This is a genomic window from Streptomyces sp. NPDC050161, from assembly GCF_044460025.1.
In the GTDB taxonomy this organism is placed as follows: Bacteria; Actinomycetota; Actinomycetes; order Streptomycetales; family Streptomycetaceae; genus Streptomyces.
This window is the reverse complement of record NZ_JBITJM010000017.1, coordinates 96,358-117,471: the sequence shown is the minus strand read 5'-3', so window position 1 is coordinate 117,471 and position 21,114 is coordinate 96,358. Positions and strand designations below refer to the sequence as shown.

The following is a 21,114-nucleotide window of genomic DNA, read 5'->3' as shown; positions in this document are numbered from 1 at the left end:
CGACTTCCGGAACCGTATCCGTGCCCAACTCCCCCTCCACACCCGACAACGACTCCATCCAGCAGGTGCTGGTCACGCCGCGCCACCTGGCCGGCGGCGGCGACCCCGCGTGGGTCACCGTCCCCCTGCACCGCGCCTGCGGCTGGAGCCACGGCCATGATCCGCTGATGCCCCGCGTGATCCTCTCCAGCCCCGACCAGAAGGCTGTGCTGCGCCTGGACCCCACACCCGACGGGCCGTGGTGGGTCCTCCAGCACGCTCCCGTCGGCGGCCAGCGGGCCTGGTCGGCGAGTTTCGGCGCCCGCACGCCGGTGGAGATCATCGCTGCCGTCACCGACGCGCTCACCGACCCAGCCCCCGCAACGGCACCCGCACCCGACCCGTATGAGCCGCTCCGGCAGGCCGGCTGGGGCGAGGGCCGCGATGACGGAGGGCTCGCCTCCCCGGACGGCATCGCCCACGTCGAGCACTTCGTCCACGGCGCGACCGACTGCTGGTTCGTCAAGGCCGCGATCAGCGAGGACCCCGAGGGGCAGATCTGGCGGGCGTACTTCAGCGGTGAGACACCTCCTCATCTGGTGGCCGCGTTCACCCGGGCACTGTCCGACCAGACCCCGCTGTCCCGGGATCCCCACCCCCTGCGCGTCTCCGCCTACGGCAGGCGCAACATCCAGCTCAGCTACCGCCAACTTCCGCCCGACGAAGTGGCGTTCGCGCTGGAGCGCCGCGTCAAGGCCCTCGCCGACCGGAGCAGCCGTCCGGCCCCCGCTCCGCGGTCGCCGAACGTGCCGCCGCCGCGGCGCACCCGCTGACCGCATGGCCCGCGGCCTGGAAGACCGCGTCCGAGCCCTCGCCTCGCGACGCCCGGTCACTCCGGCGCCACCGCCGCGCACGCTCCCCGCCTCCCCGCCGCGTCGCACACGCTGACCCCGACATCCCTGGAACCGCCCTCTTGCCCGACTCCTCCCCGAAATCCACCGACGGCTACGACATAGCCTTCCGCGTCCTGCTCGGCGCCCTGATCGTCTTCGTCCCGCTGTCCAACCTCGCCTGGCTCGGCGGGAACACGGCCGCCTGGCTCACCGGCACCGGCCCCGCCGCCCCCTACCAGCCCGCCGGCGCCCTGCTCCACCCCGAACGGCTCTGGCCCAACGCCACGGAAACGTCCCTGCTGATCGGTGCGCGCATCGTCCCGATCGCCGTGCTGACCGCCCTCGCCCTCGGCGCCGCGCTGCTCTGGTCGCGGCGCAAGAACACCGGCGGCCACAAGAAGCGGGTCGCCGGGATGGCGAAACACAAGGACGTCGAGCCGCTGCTCGCCAAGGCCACCGCCGCAAAGGCCCGCAGCCTGCGGCCGAGCCTGAAGGACGCCAAGTCCCTCGACGCCAAGGACACCGGCGTGCTCCTCGGCAACCTGCAGGGCACCCGTCACGAGGCCCGGATGGGATACGAGGACGTGGCCGTCGCGATCATGGCCCCCCGGTCCGGCAAAACCACCTCGCTGGCGATCCCCTCCATCCTCAGCGCCCCCGGACCCGTCCTACTCACCAGTAATAAGGCGGCGGGCGACGCCTACACCACCAGCATCGACGCGCGCGCGGCGGTGGGGCGGACGTGGTCGATGGACCCGCAGCAGATCGCCCACGCCGCCCGGGAGATGTGGTGGAACCCGCTCGCCACCGCCAAAACCCTGGACGGAGCCAACCGCCTGGCCGGGCACTTCCTCGCCGCGTCCGTGGACGCCTCGCAGCAGGGCGACTTCTGGTCCAAGGCCGGATCCAACATCCTCAGCCAGTTGTTCCTGGCCGCTGCCCTGGCCGAGCGGCCCATCACCGACGTCATGGCCTGGCTGGCCTTCCCCGCCGACCGCGCCCCCCTCGACATCCTCCGCGACCACGGTTTCGCCGCCGTCGCCGCCCAGCTCAAGGGCACCGTCGAAGGCCCCCCGGAAACCAGGGACGGCATCTACGAAACCGCCCGCCAGTACGCCGCCGCCCTCCTCAACTCCGAAATCGCCGCCTGGGTCACCCCGCAAGAAGGCGTGTCCGAGTTCCGGCCGGGAGAGTTCGTCACCAGCAAGGACACGCTGTACCTGCTGTCGAAGGACGGCGGAGGCGGCGCCTCCGCGCTGATCGCGGCGTGCGCGGACTCCGTGATGCGCGCCGCGACCGCCCAGGCCGAACGCGCCGGCGGGCGCCTCGACCCGCCGATGCTCGCGATCCTGGACGAAGCCGCCAACGTCTGCAAGATCAGTGATCTGCCGGACCTCTACTCGCACCTCGGCTCGCGCGGCATCATCCCCATCACGATCCTGCAGTCCTACCGCCAGGGGCAGCGAGTGTGGGGTGACGCCGGCATGGACTCCCTGTGGTCCGCCTCCACCATCAAGGTCATCGGATCCGGCATCGACGACCCGGACTTCGCCGACAAACTCAGCCGGCTCATCGGTGACCACGACGTGGAGACCACCTCCACCTCACACTCCGACTCCGGGAAGTCCACGAGCGTGTCGATGCGGCAGGAGCGGATCCTGGCCGCCGACGCCATCCGCGCCCTGCCCAAGGGCACCGCCTTGTGCCTCGCCACCGGCTTGCGCGCCGCGATGCTCGACCTGCGCCCCTGGTACCTGGAGCCCGGCGCCGACGAACTGTCCGCCGCCTCCCACCGTGCCTCCCAGGGCATCACCGAGCGCGCCGTGGCCAAGAGCGCGCCGAAGAAGTCCGACTTCACCAAGGCCGCGTGACAAGAACCGTAAGCGTCCCCTGATACCGCCTGGCCGGCCACCGCTCCCCCTCCCGCCTGCAACACCAGGACGGCTTCACCCGCGTCCCCGGCTTCCGCCGCCTCTCCCGCGCCCCGGGCATCCCCTCGGTGAGGTCGCCGCCGCAGCCGCCCGGCAACTGGTCGGTGAACGTCGCCATGCTCCCGGAGCGAGAAGACCAGGAGCAGCGCATTGCCTCCGGCCGCACCACCCCGGCACCCCGCCCAGACCAGCAGAGCCGGCATGCGCCGCTGACCGCTTGCCGCCCCAACCTCCCCCCTTCCGGAGCCCCATCCCCCATGCCCGAATTCACCCTGCCCCACCAGGCCGCGCAACTTCGCCACCTCGCCGAGGAGTTCACGGGTGTACGCGCCCAGGTCCGCGACCTGCGCTACACGCCCGGCACCGACGCCCTGCACCAGATCGGTGCCCTGATCCTGCAGACCCAGTACCTGGCCTCGCAGGCCGTTACCCAGCTCGCAGCGCTCACCGAGACCCCGTACACGACCGTGCCGGGCAGCCGCGGCGACCTGGAGGCGCTGGCCTCCGTCGTCGTCTCCGCCTCCGCCGCCGGCACCAACCTCGGGCGCGCGCTGCATGCCAACGCCTACGACGCGGCCCACGACAGGGACGTCGACCACCAGGCCGCGCACGCCGAACTCATGCAGATTCTCCGCCTTGCCGGCGGCCGGCTCGACCGCGGTGCTGCCGAGTGCTCCCGCCTCGCCGACAAGATCGACCTGCACCTCGCCATATTCGCGCCCGCAGCCCCGCCGCGCCTGACCGCCGAGCAGTACGCCGCCCTGCAGGCCCTGGCCGCGGGGGCGGAGATGCACCTCACCCACCGCGGGCGCGACGTCCGGATCACCACCCAGGGCGACACCCGCGTCACGGTCGAGACCATCGAAGCTCTCGCCGAGCTCGGCCTGGTCCATCAGGACACCAGCACCATGCTCCACCACGGCCAGCAGATCACCATCACCGCCGAAGGCCACCGCGCCCTCGCCCACCACACGTCGCGTACGGGCCCGGCAGCCCCTCCGCCGCCGCCCACCCCGGCGAACGGGGCCACCAACAGGCGGCGGAAGTAGCGGACTTCGCACCGACCGATCGTGTGCTGGTCTCCCCGCGCCACCTCGCCACGGCCGGCCTCGACCGGCGGGCACCACATCGCGCGTCACTCGACGACGCGCCGATCACTCCGTGCACGGCGCCGCCGCCAGCCCACACGCCCACTACGCCTTCGCGCAGCTCGGCAACGCCGCCCCGGGCCGCCGCCTCTGCCTGTCCCGCCGAAAGCCGCCTCTGATGCCCGACGACCTCCTTCCCTCCCTGCCCGAGCGCCTGTTCGTCCTCGCAAGTGCGTTCACCCGCCACAACGACGCCCTCGCCGCTTTGCCCCTCAGCGGTCCGAAGCCGACGAAGCGCCTGTTGGACCACATTCCCTTCACCCAACTCCTTGCCAGCAACACCCTCGACGCCCTCGATGCCCTCGACGCCGTCAGGGAACAGGGGCTCCACCGCAGCACCGGTGTACGCGATGCGGAGATGCGCCTCATCCAGATCGCGTCCCTGGCGGTAGCTGCCGCCGACCACCTCATCGATGCCATGGACACCATCAGCGCCGCCCGCGCCGAAGCCACCGGCGACGACGCCGCGCACGGCTCCTACCAGGATGTTCTTACGGACGCGGGCAACCAACTCCGGACAGCACGTGACCTGACCGCGCTCGCCCCCAGGGCATGCGCGGAGACCGCCGAGTCCCTCGCAGCAGAGCTGCACCGCCAGGGCCATGCCACCGCTACCTCGCAGCACCGTCCTGCTCTGCCGCCTGCCCAGCACGCCGCGCTGAGGGCCATCGCCCGGGGGGAGATCTACGTCTTCGACGAGGCCGGCAAGAAGTACGCCAACAGCCGGGAAGGCCGTGCGCCCATCGCCACCATCCATGCCCTCGCATCGAGAAATCTCCTGTGGTCGAGGCAGCGCCCCGATGCCCCGGGCCGATATCGGCTCCACCTCTCCCCTGCCGGCCACCGGGCGCTGGCAGCAGCGGCCGTCAGCCGGCCTCCGCTGGCTCCCCTCAGCACGAAGGCCGCCGCACGGCCCGCTCTCGCCACACCGCCAGCCTCACGCCGCCGCTGACACGAAACGTCCAGCGCCGACAGCACCGCACCAACTCGCCTGAAAGCCCCTATGTCCCAGCCTGCTCCCGCCGCCGCCCTGGCGCTCGACGATCTGCTCACCCAACCGAGGCCCGCCCTCGGGGTGTTCGTGCCCGCCGGCCTCCACGGCCTCTCGGCGCAACGCCGCATCCTCGACGCCCTCGCCGACCACGGAGCCGACCTGCTCGAAATCGGCATCCCGCACGCCGCGCCGGCGCTCGACGGTCCCGTCATCACCGCCGCCTACCGCCAAGCCCTTCGCCGAGGGACGACCATGGCCGACGTGACGCAGGTCGTCGAGCACGCCGCCCTGCGGGCACCGGTGGTCGTCATGAGCTACTGGTCGACGGTCCAACAGCACGGCCCCGAGGCCCTGGCTGCGGCGTGCGCAGCGGCCGGAGCCAGCGGGATCATGGTCGTGGACCTGCCTGCCGAAGACGCTGACGCCTGGCACCGCACCGCAGCGGCAGCCGGCCTCACCACACCCCGCCTCGTGCCCCGCGACCTCCCCGACACGCACCTGCGACGCCTGGCCGGCCAGGCGTCCGGCTGGCTCTACGCACCCGCCGCCACCGCACGTACCGGATACCGGGGCCCCCTCGACACCCCCTCGCTGGCCGAGTTCACGCGGCGCCTGCGCGCCGCGAGCGCGCTGCCGGTCGTCTCGGGCGTCGGCATCTCCAGCCCCCGCCTCGCCGCCGTCGTCGCACCGCACGTGGACGCCGTCGTCATCGGCACCCCCATCGTCCGCGCCCTCACCGCCACACCGGCCCAAGTCCCGTCCCTGGTAGCTGAGTTCGCCGACGCCCTCCATACCTCCAACGCAGGAGCACACCACGTCTGACACCGACACCGCCGAATACGTCAAAGAACTGTCTGTGCGAGCCGTTGATCTGCGCCGTTCCCTTCTCACGAAGGCCAGCAACTCCCCGCACACGGAGATCGTGCAGATCGCCACGGCGCAGGACATCAGCCAGCAGGCCCTCTCCCTGTACCTGCACGCCACGATGCAACCGGCGGCGCACACCACCGACGGGCTCCACGTGAGCGCGAACCTCGCCACGATCTCGAAGGCCGCCCAGGACGTCACCGCAGAGCTGACAGGGGCCATCGCCCGCGGCACCGAGAACCAGCTCCGAGCCGCAACGGCCACCGCCGGCCCCGTCGTCAAGGTCGGCCCCTCGCCGCGGCAGTCCGCCCACGCCGCCGCTGAACTGCTGAGCCGCATCCCCGCCGCATGCGCAGACACCGTCACCTGGCTCACCGCCACCCAGCCCCAGCAGGCGCCCGCATCGGACACACCGGGTGTGGCGAACCCCGCGCCCGCCACCGCCCCGACCACACGCCGTCATACATGACAACACCGCCCACCGAGGCCCCGCTGTTCGAGGTTCCCGCCCCACCGACCCCCGTCGAGAGACTGCTGCTCCTCGCGGACCATTACACGCAGCACAACGACGCCCTCGACGTCCTCCTCAGCACCGGCGCGCCCGGCCCCGACGCCCACGTTGCCTCCGCCAGACGACTCGCAGCCGAAACCCGCACCGTCATCAAGGCGATAGCCGACCAGCGGCTCTACGAGAGCGGCGAGTTGACGGACACCGTCGCCCGCCTCAAGCAGCTCGGCTACCTGAGCGCCGCCTCCACGGACCACCACCCCCAGATGGCCCGTGATCTGACCGCACTGGCCCCCGAGGCCACCGTGGACTGCGCCGCTCGCATCGCCGGAGAACTCCGGCGCCGACGCCGGACAACCGCCGGCGTGCCGGACGAGCAGCTGACCGCCACGGAGCACACCGCCCTGCAGGAGATCGCCCGCGGCCACATCGTGGCCACCAGCTCCCAGGGACGGCACTACGTCCACTACCGCGACGCCCGCGTGCTGATCAGCACGCTGCGGTCCCTGGAAGCCAAAGACCTCGTCGCACGCACCCCGAAGTCCGCGCCCGCCGCCTCCACGGGCGGACCGCTCCAAGACCGTGTCCGTCTCACACCGGCCGGCACCACCGCCCTCGCCACCACCATCGCCCTACCTCCGGCCTCGGGTACCGCACCCTCAACCACGCCCCGGCCCCTGCCCGCCGCAGCACCCGCAGCCGCCCGAAGCCGCTGACCCTGGATTGGACCATGGCTGTCATCGACCATCACGACGTGGTCATCGGCTCGACCGAAGGCATGCACACCTTTGTCGTCGTCAACGCCCGGATAGCGAGTGCTCACTCGCTCCTGGTGAAGGGCGGGTTCACCGCCCGCGAGCAGCAGGGCCGCACGGTATACCTCCTGCCTTCACCACCGCCGCCGTCATGGCCGCCCTCCCGCTCCGAGTCGGCGCTCCACTGGCTGCAGGCAGAGACACCGGACGTCGTCGACTTCCGCGCCCTCGCCCGGGGACGGTCACGCTTCGCGCCGGTCGGCGCCCGCTTCGACCTCTCCGGCCGGCGCTTCACGGCCAGCGCTTCCACGGCACTGGCACGGGAGGAGCTCGAACGCAGCGGCTTCCGTCCGACGACGCCCACCGGTTATGAACTGCCCGCATCCAGCAGTGAGCGGGACGACCTGGATTCCGTCCTCCGCGCCGAAAGCCGCCTGTGGTACCGCGGCCAACTCCGGAGCACCTTCTCCCTTGGCATCGCCACGCCTGACGCCATCCCACCCGCGCCGCGATCGACGCCCGCGCCCGCCCCACTGCCGCCCGGCGCGCCGCAGCCCCAGGGCCGCAGCCGTTAGCCGAACCGAAGAAGGCCCCTCTGACCACTGATCACCCCCAGCCCCCTACGGCGGGCCAGCCCACCGTCGACGACGTCGCACGCGCCCTCGCCAACCGCATCTCCGGCGGTATCTCCGGCGGCATCCCCATCCGCGACATCACCGTCACACTCAACGTCCGCCCCTCATCCGCAGCCGAGCACGGGTACCGGTCCTCCGGCGCTCCCCTGCACCGGATCGCTTCCTGGGTCCACGCCGACCTCTACGGCCTGCCCCTCGCTCCCCAGCCCGCCCCCGCGACCCTGCGAGAACTCGCCGACAGGTCCTACGAGGCGCTCGACGGGGACGAGCGGCAAGCCGTCCTCGAAGCCGCCCTCGCCCAACTCCCCGACCTCGGCGCCCTCCTGGACCGCGCAGCACTGTGGGCGCAGCGGAGTCCCGACACCCCCGAGCGCACCGCCCGGCTGCTCGCGGACGCCGCGGCCTCCACCCGCCAGCTGGCCGCCGGCCTCGCCCCGGCATGCCGCGACCTCGCCCGGCCCGCCCCGCGCACCTCTCCTGTGGCCGCCGGCGGGCCCGCCCCGCGCCCTGCGCCGCCGGCCGCCGGGCCTTCCCGGCGCTGACCCACCCCTCACCGAATCAGGAACTGACATTTCTACACCCCACCTCCGAATTCTTTCACTCGGCGCCGGAATTCAGTCCAGCACCCTCCTGGCTCTGTCCGCGCAAGGAATTCTCCCCAAGGTTGACCACGCCATTTTCGCGGACACCGGATGGGAGCCGCAGGCCGTCTACGACCACCTCGACCGCCTGGAGAAGGAGATAGCCGAACCTGCAGGAATACCCGTCCACCGGGTCTCCACCGGCAACATCCGCAATGACGCCCTGGATCCGGATCACCGGTTCGCCTCCATGCCGCTCTACATCCTCAACAAGGACGGCAAGCCCGGAATGACCCGGCGGCAATGCACGGGCGAATTTAAAATTAAGCCAATCAAGAAGAAGGTCCGAGAGCTCCTCGGATATCCGTATCCGGCGCGGATTCCGAAGGGTGCTTTTGTCGAGCAGTGGGTCGGGATCTCGACGGATGAATTCCACCGGGCCAAGGACGCCGACGTCAGGTACATGCGCAACCGGCATCCGCTGATCGTCGACATGGACTGGTCCCGGGCCGACTGCGTGCGCTACCTGACGTCGCTGGGGCTGGCCGACACCCCTCCCGCTGAATGGGATGACGTCGTTCGCTTCGACGCCGCCATCCGCCAGGGGAACGCGCGCGCCAGTGCGACCGGAAACAAGCTCCTGGGCCAGGCGTATCTCCACCGCTCCCGCGTGCCGCTGTCCGAGGCCCCGATCGACCATGTGACCGCCGCGGAATGGGCCGCCCGTCAGGAGAAGTTCGAGAACGCGGCGGGCGCGGAGGAGTGGGAGCAGGGCGTAGTTGACGGCTGCTCGCCCTGGGCCTGCCGCGGGTCGGACACAGAACGCTCGCAAGGCGAATTCGGGTTGTCAGCTTGATTCTTGATCTATTCGCGGGTCCGGGTGGCTGGAGCCATGCTCTGACGGTTCTCGGTGGGCACGATGTGGGTCTGGAATGGGATGAGTGGGCCTGCAAAACGCGTGCCGCAGCAGGACTGGTGACCATTCGTACCGATGTCGCGCGCTACCCGCTGTGGCCATTCCTCGGCTGGGTGGAAGGGCTGATTGCTAGCCCTCCGTGCCAGGCGTGGAGCAGAGCCGGCAAACGGCTCGGGCTCCTCGACCAGCCGCTCGTCCACCAAGCCGTCGCCGCCCTCTCCCAGGGCCGCGACACCCGCGCGCAGCTGCTCGCCTACTGCCGCGACGAGCGTTCACTCCTCGCGGCCGAGCCGATGCGGTACCTGCACGCTCTCAACTCCGTTGGCGAGCCCGGCTGGGTCGTCATGGAGGAGGTGCCCGACGTGCTGCCGCTGTGGCACCAGTACGCCGCCGTCCTTCGCACCTGGGGCTACAGCGTGTGGACAGGGATCTTGAACGCCGCCGACTACGGAGTGCCGCAGACCCGTCGGCGGGCGATCCTGATCGCCTCCCGCACCCGCACCGCCGGGCCGCCGCCGCCCACCCACGCCCAAAACGCCGAACCGGAGAGCCTGTTCGGGCCGGGACGCGAGCGGTGGGTGTCCATGGCTACAGCGCTGGGCTGGGGCGCCACCGACCGTCCCGTGCCGACCGTGTGCGCCGGCGGCGGGCCCGGCGGAGGGCCGGAACCGTTCCCCAGCGGCTCGCGCAAGACCCTCTCCGATGCCCGCGACCGAGGCGCCTGGACACCCCGGGCGGGGTGGTCGTGGTCCCTGCGCAGCAACAACCAGGCCAACGCCACCATCCGCTCGGTTCAGGAACCTGCCGGGACGCTCTTCTTCGGCCACCGCGCCAATGAGTGCCAGTGGATCGCCGAACCCGCCACCGACGGCCCCGGGCAGGCGCTCCCCTCTCCGGAGCCGATCCGGATCACCGCCCGGGAAGCCGGCCTGTTGCAGACCTTCCCCGCTGATTACCCGTGGAGCGGGAACAAGAGCCAGCAGTTCTCGCAGATCGGCAACGCCGTGCCACCCCTTCTCGCCGCGCATCTGCTGGCCCCGCACCTCGGCAAGCAACTCACGCCCGACGACTTCACCCTGGCGGCCTGATGCCCCCCACGAACCCAGCCGGGGAAGAGGACTTGGACTTCGTGCCGGTCCCGCAGCCGGTGCACTACGCCGAGCAGGCCCTCCTCGGCGCGCTCCTGCTCGACCCCCGCCACCGCACCACCCTCGGCCCGCTGGAGCCCGACAGCTTCGACAACCACGCGCACGGTGCCCTGTTCGCCGCCATCCGCACACTTCCGCTCCCCGACCCCGACCAGCACCGCACGAGCACGACCTGGCTCGACGCCGTACTGGACCGGGCCCGTCCCGAAGCACCCGGCCTGACCGCCTCCTACCTGCATACCCTCATCCAGTTCTGTCCCCGGCCCGGCCACGCGGCGGCGTACGCGCAGATGATCCGCGCCGACCACGCCCGCCGCACCCTGCGCGAGCACGCCGACCGCCTCGCCCAGCGCGCGACCGACACCGCCGGCCCGAACCCGGCCGCCGCGACCCTCGCCCAGGTCGACGCCACCGCCCGGCACCTGGAACAACTGGCCCGGCAGTTCGCGCCGCATCCCGGCTCCCTCCCGCGCACCCCAGCCCCCCAGCCCCCGCAGCCCGCCGCGGACGAGGACGCCCTGGAGGAAGAGCGACTCCTGCTGGCAACCGCCACAGCGCACCCCTCCGAACTGCCCGCGATGCGGTGGCTGCACCCCGACGACTTCGCCCTGCCCCTGCACGGCGCCCTGTTCCAGTGCCTGACCGCGCTGGCGCACCGCGGGGATGCCGTCGATCCCGTCACCGTGCTGTGGGAGGCGCAGCACCGCGGCCTGCTCACCCAGGGCATCGTCCCGGGCGACCTGCTCGCGCTCGTCTCGGCTCCGGCCGGGACGAGCGAGTACTGGGGCGAGCGGATCCTCACGCGCGCGCTGCTCTCCCGGGCTCACGCCGTCGCACTGCACATCCGCGCGTTCACCGACGACCCCGCCAACACGGCGCACCAGCTCATCACCGGCGCGCGTCGCGCGCTCGCCGACCTGAACGCCGTCCGCGCCCGCTGGCAGCGCACTGCCCCCGGCCCCGCACAGCCGGCCGGACGCCGCGATGCGCGGACGCCGGGCGCCGCGCGCGCCGGCCCCGGTCGCCCCACCCCGCCTTCTCCCGCAGCTCGCGCTGTCCGCTGACCCCTCACCCTCCGGCCGCCCTGCTACACGGCACCAGCCCCCTGAGGAGACCTCTTGACCACCCCCGCCACGCCGGACAGCCGCCGGATGACCAGCAGCCTGGCCGGCGCAGTGGCCCAGGCCCACCGCACCCCCGCACAGCGCGAAGCCCTCCGCGACAACGCCCGCGGGCAGCTGCGCAGACACGTCAACGTCGCGGCGGACTGCCTCGACCAGACCGCGTGGGAACACCACCTCGAAGCCGACGCCCTCGACACCACCACCGCGACGCCACCGGCACCCGCAGCCCCCGACCCCGCCCGACCCCGTAGAAAGAGCCGCTGACCATGACCACCTCCGTTGACGCGCACGTCCGCCTCGATGCCCACCCCACGCACCCGAGCGCCGTGACCGCCACCCTCACCGGCGCCCAGGCCCACATCCCCCACGTCGGCCTGGAGGCCGCCGGCTGGCACGTCGCGGCCAAGAACACACTGGTCCTGGCCCGCATCGATCACGAAGAGCCCTACTGGGCCGAGAAGGCCGCCCAGCAGCTGGCCGCGGACGGGATCACCGTCGAGATCACTCCCCGCCTCCGCGAAGCGATCGACGAGGAATGGACCTGGGCCGACTACCCGATGCCCTGGTGCACCCGCACCGAGATCCGCGAAGTCTCCGACGAGGCACAGAAGATCTACGACGACATCCGTCACGGCCGGCTCCTCGTCCACGCCCACGCCCATGACGGCCACACCACCGTCGCGGTCGGGACCTACCTCGACAGCGGCACCAGCGTCCACCTCCACGGCGAGAACCACCTGCGGCAGATCACCGACACCTCCGACTCGCCCGCCCAGGCCCTGGCCTCCTTCGAGAAGTTCCACGGCGACACCATGCGTCCGGGCCCCGCCCCGAGGACCGACACCGAACGCGCCGCCGACGAAGCCCGCACCTCACTCAGCACACCGGCCACCATGCCCGAACCTCCCGGCCCGGAACCGCAGACCGTGCCCGCCTACACCGCCGACGCCGGCGACCACGACGCCCTGCTCGACGCCTTCCTCGACGAACACGCCGACTGGCAGCGCTGGACCACCTGGTCCGACGAGACCACCCACGCCATCCACGACAACCAGACCCTGCGCATCGAGCGCATCCACCAAGCCCGACCCGACGGCAACGCCGCATGGACCGTAGCCGCCTACGAGACCCCCGTCTCCGACCGCATATGGCACCTCACCACATCCGGCGCCACACCCGAACCCGTCATGCGCAGCCTCCTCAACCACCTCGCGTACGGCGACGGGTGGCGCAACACAGGTAGGGACGAGCCCGTCGACGAGGAGACCGTCACCGCCGCCACCCAACCCCTCGTTGACGCCGGGTGGAAACACTCGGTCTACGGGCGCTGGATGCGCTGGACCAGCCCCGCCGACAACGCCGTCGTCCAGTTCGACACCTACACCGCCCAACGAAGCAGCAGTCCCCTCGCCGCGTGGACCCTGTGGGCCGGCCCGGACACCAACCAGCCCACCTGGAGCATCGCCGGCTCCCGGCATACCCCCAGCGCCCTGCTGGCCGACCTCGCCGAAACCCTCGCCAACGACACCGGCACCCGCCAGACCACAACCGCCGAACGCGCACGCCGCCCCGGTGTGAGCCCCACGCCAGCGGCACTCCCCGCACCACCGGCCGGCCCCAAGGCCGGCCGCGCCCGCTGACCCGGCCGCCCCCACGCCGCCTGGGCCAGCCCGGTGACCACAACCTCGCGGCGCCTGACACCCTCGACCGGCACCTCGACGACCTCGCCCCGCGCCCCAGCACCTCAGGGAACCTCAATGCCCTCCGCACCGGACTTCCGCCTCAAGGGCTACACAGCAGCTGACGCGCACACGCTCGACAACTGGCTGCGTATCGATAGGCGCAAATTCGTCGTCATGGCAGACCACCACACCGAGTGCGCCAGCTACTTCGTCCTGTTCGACCGGACGGCGATCTACGGCGTCCCCGGCGAACCCCAGTTCGCCGCCCTCCACATCATCCGCGATCCCGCGTTCCGCACGTTCCAGTACGACCTTCAACGGCCCCCGCTGCCGGCCCTGGCCCAGTCCTGGCTGATCGCCCGCCGGTGCCCCCGCGACGCCATCCGCCTGCGCCCCGGCCTCGGAACGGAACCGGCAGACGACGCGACCCGGGACCTCGAAGACCACCTCGTCCGCGTGGGCCACCGCTACAGGCTCGTGCACAGCTACACCTCCGAGGACGCCTCGTCCATCGCCGTGATGCTGGAGGACCCCGACGACACCGCTCCGGCACCCTTCCGCGTGCTGGTCCGAGAAGGTGCCGGCGATCACCACACGATGCGCCAGGGCGCCTTCACCGACCACGGGGACGCCATCCGCTGGGTGAACCGCTACTGGTTCACCCGCACCGCCCCGCAGCTGCCTCCTCCGCCCGCTCGCATCCGCCCCGCTCCGGCCCAGCACCCGGCCAGTCAGCTGCGGGCAGCACCCCGGAGCCGATCCCGGCAGCTTCAACTCCCGTTCAGGTGACACGGTTCCACCACCGGGCTGCGGGACGGCAGACCGGCTCAGCCCCCCGAAATCGCCGAAGAGCCGGAACATGCCTGAGGCGTGGACATGACGGCAGGAGAAAGGAGTGCCCTGAGGCAGGGCACTCCATCCCCGCCATGCGGGGCCGATGCCAGCCGTCTCATAAGAGCAGGAGCAACCCCGCGCATGCGGGGCCAACGCCGGCTTTGCCGCGACCCGGCTCATCGGAACCGGATCATCCCCGCCGTGCGGGGCCGATGTCAGCAGTCTCCTAAGAGCAGGAGCAACCCCGCATATGCAGGGCCAACGCCGGCTTTGCCGCGACTCGGCTCATCGGGGCCGAATCATCCCCGCCATGCGGGGCCAATGGATCATCCACTGCGTCCGGCAGACGCAAAAGCGGATCACCCCCGCGCATGCGGGGCCTACGGATCATCCGCTGCATCCGGCAGACGCAAAAACGGATCACCCCCGCAAACCGGGAACGTGGCGACGGTAGCACACAGAGGCCATCCGAGTTCCACCACAGCGGATGAACTCGCCTTCTGGCCCTGCCGGTTGGCGTGCCCGCCGCAAGGCGGCGGCACGTCCGTTCCGGGAACCGGTGGCATGGCCGGCCAGCCGCGCTCACCAAGTGCCCTGCCACTTGCGCTCGGCGTCGGTATACCACGTGGCCTCGTCCGGGAACCGCCGCGGCCGAGCGTCCAGATGGAAGAGCTGCGGGTTCTCGCGCCCCGGTCGCGCGTAGTCCTCCAGGACATCGTCCACGATGTCGGCAGCCGCCTGCCTCCATCGCTCCCACGTCTCGGCGTCGGCGTGCTGGAGGCGGTCGGCGTCCGTTGCCCGCAGCAGCCAGACCTCCGGGCGGCGTGAAATAGGACGCAGCGACCGCAGCTCGTCGGCGCGGGCAGGCTGAAGCGCCGCCCTCACGGCGCGCAGCGGCAGCCGACTCAACTTGACCAGGCGGCTGCGGCGGCCGGTGTCGTAGAGGGCCAGGGCCACGAGGAGGCAGGCCATGTGGGCGCACACGGCGTCCCCGCCCACCTTGGGGTAGAGCCGGGCATACAGCGATCCGTCGGCGGGTACGGCCAGGGCGCCCATGCACCGCGCGTACATCAGGCAGAACATCATCGCCGAACTGCTACTGGTGGTGGCAGTACTCGCATGCGCCTCCCACGAAATATCGTCGCGGGCGGCCGGGCCGCCTGGCGTCAGGCTGCGGTCCTCCACCAGGTCCGGCAGCAGCTGCTCGCAGACAGCGTCGCTGGGGTAGGGGTAGAGGATGCAGCCGTCATCCGGCGGGTACCACGTCAGGTGCAGGAGCTGGCGGACAGCCGAGGCGCAAAGATCTCGGTCCTGCCAGATGTGGTCCTGCAGACAGGCCGCCTCGGCCTGACGGCCGACAGCGATGAGCGCGATCCCCCCGGTCGCCCCGCACGTCGGGCACGTGAGCAACCGCCCGGGGCTGACCTCCGTCGGACGGACCATCCTCAGACGCACCGCGCCGTCCCCACCGGCTCCCTGAATAGTCATGACGCCATCCCACCGCGTGACGGTGCCGCCGTCCAGGATTGTTCGACGGCAGCCTCACCGCCGCACGGAAGAGGCATCCGCGCGGTGACCACCGGCGCCGCCTGAGTCCTACCAGCTGAAGATGATCGTGCAGCGGCAGCTCGGGCGGCATCGCGAACGTGTCGACGCCTTCGCTCTTCAGGCCGCGTCCAAGAACTCACATCCAAGAAGCAGGCTTTGGGCATTCACTCCCACAAGCCCGCACCGGACGCGACGGGCCAGCCCGCGGACTGGAGCAGGCCGAGGAGGTCCTGACCGCCGCCCGAGCCGGCCTCCGCCGCGTGTTCCGCAACGAGAACTGACACGCAGCGCCCGAGGGAGCCAACGAGTGGACAAGCCCCTGATCCATGAACTTCTGCAGCAAGCCCGCGCGGACGCCCCTTCGGTCACGGCCCTCGCGGCTGACCTGATCCGCCTGCCTTCGCGCGGCGGAATCGACGACTACGAACCGGTCCTCGCAGCGATCGAGGACTGGCTGACGCCTCGGGCCCTCCGGCACCGGCGGCTGCACTGCCCGGACGGCAAGGCCGTCGCCCTCCTGATCGAGGTCACCGGTGACCGCCCCGGCCCCGTCTGGGTGCTGGACGCGTGCCTGGACACCGCCCCGTTCGGCGATGAGTCCGCCTGGTCGTTCCCGCCCACCGCCGGCGACATCTCCAACGGGCTCCTGCGTGGCCGCGGAGCCGCCGATTCCAAGACCGGCGCCGCCATGTTCTGCCACATCGCCGCCGCCCTCAGCCGTCGAACCGGCCAACTCGCCGGCACTCTCGCGGTGTTGCTCGATGTTGACGAACACACCGGCAACTTCGGCGGCGCCAAGGCCCTCATGGAGGCCATCGACCCCGCGACCATCGCCGGGGCCATGATCGGCTACCCCGGCCACGACGAGGTCGTCATCGGCGGCCGAGGCGTCTTCCGGGCCCGTCTGCACGTCCACGGCACCTCTGGCCACTCGGGGTCTTCCAAACCGAACACCGCCAACGCGGTCAGCCGGGCAGCCCGCCTGGTCACAACCCTGGAAGACATGCCCTTGCCCGCCCCGGTGACCGGCGGATTCCCGCTGCCGCCCAAGCTCACCGTCACCGAGATCCACAGCGGCGAGGGGTTCACCGCTGTCCCGGACCATGCCGTCGTCGGCGTCGACGTCCGCCTCACCGACGGCCTGGACGCGAAGGCCGCCGAAGAACTGATCCGCAAGGCAGCCGTCCAGCTGGACGCCGACTTCCCCGCGCCCCGCGCGACCGAGATCGAGGCCGTGCTCGCCTGGCCGCCCTACCAGTTGGCGCCCACCGACCAGCCCGCTGCGGCCCTCCTTGCCGGGGCCGAAGCAGCGGGCATCCCTGCCCGCCCCAAGGTCGCCGGCCCCTCGAACATCGGGAACCTACTCGCAACCCGGCAGATCCGGACCACAGCTGGCTTCGGACTGCCATACACCGGCCTGCACGGCACCGATGAACACGTCGCCCTCTCCGCTCTCCCCGCGGTCCAAGCCGCCTACCACCACGCCGTCCTCAGCCTTCTCACGGCACGGACCGGGCAGCGCGGGCGCTGAGGAGACCAAAGCCCTCACCAGGCGCCGGGCCGCCACCGGACTGGACGTAGTCGATGGTGACGCGTGGAGCGATCCGCTCGCGGAACAGCTCAAGCTGCCCCGGAGGGACGTCCGTTGGTTCCGTCGTCGGCGCGGCGGGTCCGGTCCTTGCTGCGGGGCCTTGTCCATGAAGGAGATGGTGGCGCGGAAGCAGCCGGGGCCCGTCCTCTCCGCTGATCGCCTCGCGCAGTGGCAGTACCGGAGAATCGTTGAGAACCTGGCCTTTGACTGAGGGGCACTTGACGCTGGGTTCACCGCTCGTCAGCAGCACAGACGGAGCGGCTCGGTCCGCCGAACAAGCCGGCCAAGGCCATCAGACACCCGGGCCTGCGGTCGCCGTTCGCCGGGCCTTGCACCTCGCAGCAGCCGCCCGACCGTCCGCCGGTGACGGTGCCCGCCGTCCAGACTTGCTCCCCAGCAGCCCCACGGCCGCACGGAAGAGACATGCGCCCGGCGCCCCGCACGCAGCTCCCGGTCATCAGAGCCGAAGGCTGTAGCGAGTAATGAGGGAGCGGGCGTCCTTCGCGGTCAGTCCGAGACCGGTGCCGATCTCCTCCCACGACTCCTCGTCGCCGCGAGCACCGAAGGCGGCCTGGCGGCCGATACGACCGGTCGTACGCTCCAGAGCCGCGACGCCCTTCAGGGCGGCCAGCGGCGCCTCGTCCGCCAGAGCGGTCAGGTGCTCGTCCATCCACTCCAGCAGCACTTGCAGTTCCGAGGGAAGCGGTACCGACAGGGCTTCGACGTCGGCGATGTGTGCTTCCCAGTCGTCGTACGGACCCGAGGTGTCGACGTCATCGGGGTGCCCGTCACCCGCCTGTGTCCAGTCGATCGGATAGTGCCGCGCTCCGCGCCACCCGCAGGCGCACGCGCCCCGCAGGTCCGACGCCCGCGGAACGCCGGGCCTGCTGCCGTTGTACACCCACCACCGCGTGGTGGCATGGAAGTTGCCGCCGCCTCCGGCATCCAGGTAGATCGGCCCCGGCTCGCTGCCGTCCGCCAGAACCGCCCCCACGTCTCCCTCGTGCGACGTCCCGAACTCCTCGGCCTGCCAACCCATACGCCGTCCATCTCCCTGAAGTGCCCAGTGGCGCCGTACCGTTCGGCGAAGTCCACGGTTCCAGCCTGGCGGAAACGACGGACCGCTGGCCGAGGAACCCCCGAACGGGTGACGCCTCCGCACACGCGGCGCGGCCCCTCCAGCGGAAACCGGCGGACCGCACTGTGTCGTGCCGGTGCCCGCCGGTCCCGCGTCAGCTTCCCTGCGGTGCGGTGTCCTCGTCCGGGTCCTGCCCGCCGAGTACCCGGTTGATGGTGGTGCGGGCCACACCGGTGGCGCGGTGCAGATCCGCCTTGCTGCTGCCGCTCCGGGCGGCCCAGTGGATGAGGTGGTCACGGGCCTCGGTGCCGGGGGCGTCCTGCCAGCGCTGCCCCAGGAGCGGCAGCAGGAACTCCGCCCAAGGGGGAAGCGGGCCGCGGGAGTTCCAGGCCACCGTCCACCGGGCGGAGAGCGGCGGCAGGGGCTGGCCGGCTGCGGGCAGGGCGTCGCGGGCGGCGTCCGCCGCGACGCGGTGTTCCCGGACGAGACGCTGCGCGATCGCCACGCCGAGGTCGTAGCCCTCCAGGCCCTCAGGGTCCTCGGGCGCAGCGAACGCGCGGAGCCTGCGCTCCCATGCGGCCCGGTCGTAGCCGGAGGCCACCGTGCCGGACTCCTCGCGGTAGACGGTGACATACCCCTCATGCGCCCGCAGCTCCTCCAGCGCGTTGCGTCGGTCGTCGAGGCGCCAGGCGTGCGCGAGGTGCGCCACGCTCCGCGCCCACGGGGTGATCTCTGCGATGGCCGCCGCCTGCCGGCGGGGCTGCGCATCACGGTCGTCGACCAGTTCGGCGACCGCGACCGCGTCGCCGCCGTCGAGCAGGTAGACGCGGCTGCCGAAGTCCACGGTCCACCGGGACATTCCCGACGGTGTGTGGATCTCGTCGTATGGGGTGAGGACCAGATGCAGGCCCGGCGCCTGCGGCCGGGGCGGACGGCTGCGGTCAGCGGCATCAAAAACGGGGATGGCGGACACGGAACCTCTCTCGCGGAACGCTACCTTTTGACTGGCGAAGACGTAGCACGGATTCGCTACGTTTCGAAGTCGACGAACGTAGCGCCACGGGCTGCCCGGGGAGGCATCCAGGCGGCACCCGGTCCCTGCGGCGCCGCCGGCGGTGTGCCCACCACCTGTCAGGTGGCGGGCCATCAGTCTCCTTATTGCCGGGTGGATCAGTTGCGGAACCGCTCTTCCCACAGCCGGTGGTAGGCGGCGATGGCGCTGTCGGCGTCCGGCCCGATGACCCTGAGCCACTCACCGTCATCGCCGTCCGTCGCCCAGTGGTGCCGCAGGTTCGTGTCCTTGTGCCCGTCCGGGCTTTCCCCTTGCGTCGAGAACCGGGGCCGGCGCCAGCCGCCGTCGATGCCGCCGCCCTCCACGATCCAGTACAGCCTCACGCCGTCCGGCTCCGCCGGAGGGCCGGGCAGTGGCCGGTCCTGCACCGCGTCCTCGTCTTCGCGGTAGAGGCCGAGGAACCCTCCTGGCAGCAAGCGCCTTGATCCGCGACACCGTGGCCGCCCTGGTGCGCCTGCCCCTGCCGGCCCCGGCCTCCTGCCTCCCCGAAAACGACGAGCAGGCCGCGCTGCCCCGCGAGTGAGAGCACACCCCGACAGTTATCCGGGGTGCCGGAAAGCCTTCAGGTGTGAGACAAGTAACCCTTTCGGAACTTGCCTCACGAGCATCTGAAGGTTCAGGCATGTTCGTCCGGATAGACCTCTGGGGAGGAAGACACGCATGAACGATGCCCATTCGGCAGCAGACGAAGAGTTCGTCGCCCGCACCCTGCGCACCGCGACGAGGGAACAGATCGACGCGGCGCGCTCCTACACGATCTTCACCTCAGGCATTGAGGCCGAGCACGTAACGGACCAGGTCGCGGTGGCTTACGTACAGCAACGCTTCGCGCAGGGCCCCTACTCGGGATGGCACGGATTCGTAGCGTCGGCGGAAGCAGAAGCGCACAGGCGTGCGCTCCTGCGTGACCATGTCGTCCGAGTCACCAGCGAGGCCGAGGGCGAGTACCACGTGGAGGGAATCCTGACGGAGCTGTTCCAACAGGGCCGCCACGACCTGACCCCGGACATGCTCCGCCCCGACGACTGGAAGTACCTCCTGGAAGACCACCGGTTCACCGAGAATTGAGGCTCATCATCGACTCCCCGAACTCACTCAGCTACCGCCCGCCCCGACGACTCAGGGACATGCACCAGGTCAAACCCTCAACCTTCAGCGGCGGCCCTTCCGAGGGTGAGCGCCCGCCGATCCGCCGCAGCACGACCGAGCCAGCGGAGTTCGCACACCACCACTACACGGTGCGCCTCACTGAGCGCCCCTTCAACGACGGCGCGGGCGAGGACCGCGTCGAGATCATCGCCCAGGCCCGGATCAAGGTCCCGGACATCGCCGGCCCTCCGCCGACCGCCCAAGACGTTCGTGCCGGGCAAGCGGGACCTGCGACCAGCCTGGAGCCCTGGATTTCCCTCCCCCCGGTGAGCATCACCGCCCCGGCTGGCGACCCTGGCCTGGAGGACCTGCGCTGGGTCACCCTGTACCGAGCGGTCGAAGTTGCTGATCGCGTCCTCCCGCTACTGCGCCAAGTCGCGGACCTAACCGATCAGGCCGCCACAGACTCCTGATCCGCGCTCACGAAGACCCCGCCCACGCGACGGTCAGGGCATCGACAGGGCGGCGCCGTGGCCCGGGGCGGGTCTCAAACGCCTTGCCTCACATACCTGAGTCGCCCGCGGCACCCTGGCCTGCCCAAAAGTCCGATAGCAGACGCCGCGCCTGGACACCGAACTCGGGCTCGTCCGCGAACCGGACGCACCAAGGCAGCTGAGTCGCTCGCAGCCCAGGTCATCGGCAGCCACCCGACGAGTCCCCCGGTGCCCGGCCGCATGGAGC

At 71.3% G+C, this 21,114-nt stretch carries 21 protein-coding genes; 17 read left to right on the top strand and 4 right to left on the bottom strand.

The window, feature by feature from the left end; genetic code table 11:
- The first annotated feature begins 20 nt into the window (after positions 1 to 20).
- The 14 genes from ACIBK8_RS25630 (at position 21) to ACIBK8_RS25565 (ending at position 13,950) form a co-directional block, all read left to right on the top strand.
- Positions 21 to 812 (top strand): DUF317 domain-containing protein, encoded by a 792-nt coding sequence (locus tag ACIBK8_RS25630; protein ID WP_399044203.1) that lies wholly within the window; start codon positions 21 to 23, stop codon positions 810 to 812.
- A gap of 140 nt (positions 813 to 952) precedes the next feature.
- Positions 953 to 2,743: a type IV secretory system conjugative DNA transfer family protein gene (locus ACIBK8_RS25625; protein WP_399044202.1), complete on the top strand. Its 1,791-nt coding sequence runs from the start codon at positions 953 to 955 to the stop codon at positions 2,741 to 2,743.
- Between the two features lie 317 nt (positions 2,744 to 3,060).
- Positions 3,061 to 3,852, top strand: coding sequence for a hypothetical protein (locus ACIBK8_RS25620; protein WP_399044201.1), 792 nt, complete (start codon positions 3,061 to 3,063; stop codon positions 3,850 to 3,852).
- Between the two features lie 112 nt (positions 3,853 to 3,964).
- Positions 3,965 to 4,903 carry a hypothetical protein gene (locus ACIBK8_RS25615; protein WP_399044200.1) on the top strand — a complete coding sequence of 313 codons (939 nt, stop codon included), beginning with the start codon at positions 3,965 to 3,967 and terminating at the stop codon, positions 4,901 to 4,903.
- A 51-nt stretch (positions 4,904 to 4,954) separates the two neighbouring features.
- Positions 4,955 to 5,767 (top strand): tryptophan synthase subunit alpha, encoded by an 813-nt coding sequence (trpA, locus tag ACIBK8_RS25610; protein WP_399044199.1) that lies wholly within the window; start codon positions 4,955 to 4,957, stop codon positions 5,765 to 5,767.
- Positions 5,768 to 5,801: 34 nt separating this feature from the next.
- Positions 5,802 to 6,281, top strand: a complete 480-nt coding sequence (locus tag ACIBK8_RS25605; protein ID WP_399044198.1) for a hypothetical protein — start codon at positions 5,802 to 5,804, stop codon at positions 6,279 to 6,281.
- A complete protein-coding gene (locus tag ACIBK8_RS25600) occupies positions 6,278 to 7,036 on the top strand; it encodes a hypothetical protein (protein ID WP_399044197.1) in 759 nt (252 codons plus the stop codon). The genes ACIBK8_RS25605 and ACIBK8_RS25600 overlap by 4 nt, the downstream gene beginning before the upstream one ends.
- Positions 7,037 to 7,050: 14 nt before the next feature.
- Entirely contained in the window at positions 7,051 to 7,650 is a 600-nt protein-coding gene (locus ACIBK8_RS25595) for a hypothetical protein (protein ID WP_399044196.1), read from the top strand.
- A gap of 672 nt (positions 7,651 to 8,322) precedes the next feature.
- Positions 8,323 to 9,147 carry a hypothetical protein gene (locus tag ACIBK8_RS25590; protein WP_399044272.1) on the top strand — a complete coding sequence of 275 codons (825 nt, stop codon included), beginning with the start codon at positions 8,323 to 8,325 and terminating at the stop codon, positions 9,145 to 9,147.
- Positions 9,144 to 10,295, top strand: a complete 1,152-nt coding sequence (locus tag ACIBK8_RS25585; RefSeq protein WP_399044195.1) for a DNA cytosine methyltransferase — start codon at positions 9,144 to 9,146, stop codon at positions 10,293 to 10,295. Before ACIBK8_RS25590 ends, ACIBK8_RS25585 begins: the two co-directional genes overlap by 4 nt.
- A 41-nt stretch (positions 10,296 to 10,336) precedes the next feature.
- Positions 10,337 to 11,419, top strand: a complete 1,083-nt coding sequence (locus tag ACIBK8_RS25580) for a DnaB-like helicase N-terminal domain-containing protein (protein ID WP_399044271.1) — start codon at positions 10,337 to 10,339, stop codon at positions 11,417 to 11,419.
- Between the two features lie 54 nt (positions 11,420 to 11,473).
- Positions 11,474 to 11,743 (top strand): hypothetical protein, encoded by a 270-nt coding sequence (locus ACIBK8_RS25575; RefSeq protein ID WP_399044194.1) that lies wholly within the window; start codon positions 11,474 to 11,476, stop codon positions 11,741 to 11,743.
- A 2-nt stretch (positions 11,744 to 11,745) separates the two neighbouring features.
- On the top strand, positions 11,746 to 13,119 hold the full coding sequence (locus ACIBK8_RS25570) for a DUF317 domain-containing protein (RefSeq protein WP_399044193.1): 1,374 nt from the start codon (positions 11,746 to 11,748) through the stop codon (positions 13,117 to 13,119).
- Between the two features lie 117 nt (positions 13,120 to 13,236).
- Positions 13,237 to 13,950 carry a hypothetical protein gene (locus ACIBK8_RS25565; RefSeq protein ID WP_399044192.1) on the top strand — a complete coding sequence of 238 codons (714 nt, stop codon included), beginning with the start codon at positions 13,237 to 13,239 and terminating at the stop codon, positions 13,948 to 13,950.
- A 627-nt stretch (positions 13,951 to 14,577) separates the two neighbouring features.
- On the opposite strand, the gene ACIBK8_RS25560 is transcribed toward ACIBK8_RS25565, so the two are convergent.
- Positions 14,578 to 15,483 (bottom strand): hypothetical protein, encoded by a 906-nt coding sequence (locus tag ACIBK8_RS25560; protein ID WP_399044191.1) that lies wholly within the window; start codon positions 15,481 to 15,483, stop codon positions 14,578 to 14,580.
- Positions 15,484 to 15,850: 367 nt separating this feature from the next.
- Here ACIBK8_RS25560 and ACIBK8_RS25555 point away from each other — a divergent pair, with 367 nt between their 5' ends.
- Positions 15,851 to 17,074, top strand: a complete 1,224-nt coding sequence (locus ACIBK8_RS25555) for a M20 family metallopeptidase (protein ID WP_399044190.1) — start codon at positions 15,851 to 15,853, stop codon at positions 17,072 to 17,074.
- 517 nt (positions 17,075 to 17,591) lie between these two features.
- Here the strand turns inward: ACIBK8_RS25555 and ACIBK8_RS25550 are convergent.
- The 3 genes from ACIBK8_RS25550 to ACIBK8_RS25540 all read right to left on the bottom strand — a co-directional run bounded on the left by ACIBK8_RS25550 (position 17,592) and on the right by ACIBK8_RS25540 (position 19,700).
- Entirely contained in the window at positions 17,592 to 18,173 is a 582-nt protein-coding gene (locus tag ACIBK8_RS25550) for a hypothetical protein (RefSeq protein WP_399044189.1), read from the bottom strand.
- A gap of 193 nt (positions 18,174 to 18,366) precedes the next feature.
- Entirely contained in the window at positions 18,367 to 19,185 is an 819-nt protein-coding gene (locus ACIBK8_RS25545) for a hypothetical protein (protein WP_399044188.1), read from the bottom strand.
- A 197-nt stretch (positions 19,186 to 19,382) separates the two neighbouring features.
- Positions 19,383 to 19,700 (bottom strand): hypothetical protein, encoded by a 318-nt coding sequence (locus ACIBK8_RS25540; RefSeq protein ID WP_399044187.1) that lies wholly within the window; start codon positions 19,698 to 19,700, stop codon positions 19,383 to 19,385.
- A 244-nt stretch (positions 19,701 to 19,944) separates the two neighbouring features.
- On the opposite strand from ACIBK8_RS25540, the gene ACIBK8_RS25535 reads away from it, so the two are divergent.
- Both ACIBK8_RS25535 and ACIBK8_RS25530 read left to right on the top strand, forming a co-directional pair.
- A complete protein-coding gene (locus ACIBK8_RS25535) occupies positions 19,945 to 20,352 on the top strand; it encodes a hypothetical protein (RefSeq protein WP_399044186.1) in 408 nt (135 codons plus the stop codon).
- A 59-nt stretch (positions 20,353 to 20,411) separates the two neighbouring features.
- Complete coding sequence (locus tag ACIBK8_RS25530) at positions 20,412 to 20,846, top strand: hypothetical protein (RefSeq protein ID WP_399044185.1); 435 nt, start codon at positions 20,412 to 20,414, stop codon at positions 20,844 to 20,846.
- Positions 20,847 to 21,114 lie beyond the last annotated feature (268 nt).

Bases quoted from the DNA above. Each gene is read 5' to 3' on its own strand.
- ACIBK8_RS25620 (WP_399044201.1), top strand. From the start codon at position 3,061: ATGCCCGAATTCACCCTGCCCCACCAGGCCGCGCAACTTCGCCACCTC.
- trpA (WP_399044199.1), top strand. From the start codon at position 4,955: ATGTCCCAGCCTGCTCCCGCCGCCGCCCTGGCGCTCGACGATCTGCTC.
- ACIBK8_RS25600 (WP_399044197.1), top strand. From the start codon at position 6,278: ATGACAACACCGCCCACCGAGGCCCCGCTGTTCGAGGTTCCCGCCCCA.
- ACIBK8_RS25595 (WP_399044196.1), top strand. From the start codon at position 7,051: ATGGCTGTCATCGACCATCACGACGTGGTCATCGGCTCGACCGAAGGC.
- ACIBK8_RS25570 (WP_399044193.1), top strand. From the start codon at position 11,746: ATGACCACCTCCGTTGACGCGCACGTCCGCCTCGATGCCCACCCCACG.
- ACIBK8_RS25565 (WP_399044192.1), top strand. From the start codon at position 13,237: ATGCCCTCCGCACCGGACTTCCGCCTCAAGGGCTACACAGCAGCTGAC.
- ACIBK8_RS25560 (WP_399044191.1), bottom strand. From the start codon at position 15,483: ATGACTATTCAGGGAGCCGGTGGGGACGGCGCGGTGCGTCTGAGGATG.
- ACIBK8_RS25550 (WP_399044189.1), bottom strand. From the start codon at position 18,173: ATGGGTTGGCAGGCCGAGGAGTTCGGGACGTCGCACGAGGGAGACGTG.
- ACIBK8_RS25535 (WP_399044186.1), top strand. From the start codon at position 19,945: ATGAACGATGCCCATTCGGCAGCAGACGAAGAGTTCGTCGCCCGCACC.
- ACIBK8_RS25530 (WP_399044185.1), top strand. From the start codon at position 20,412: ATGCACCAGGTCAAACCCTCAACCTTCAGCGGCGGCCCTTCCGAGGGT.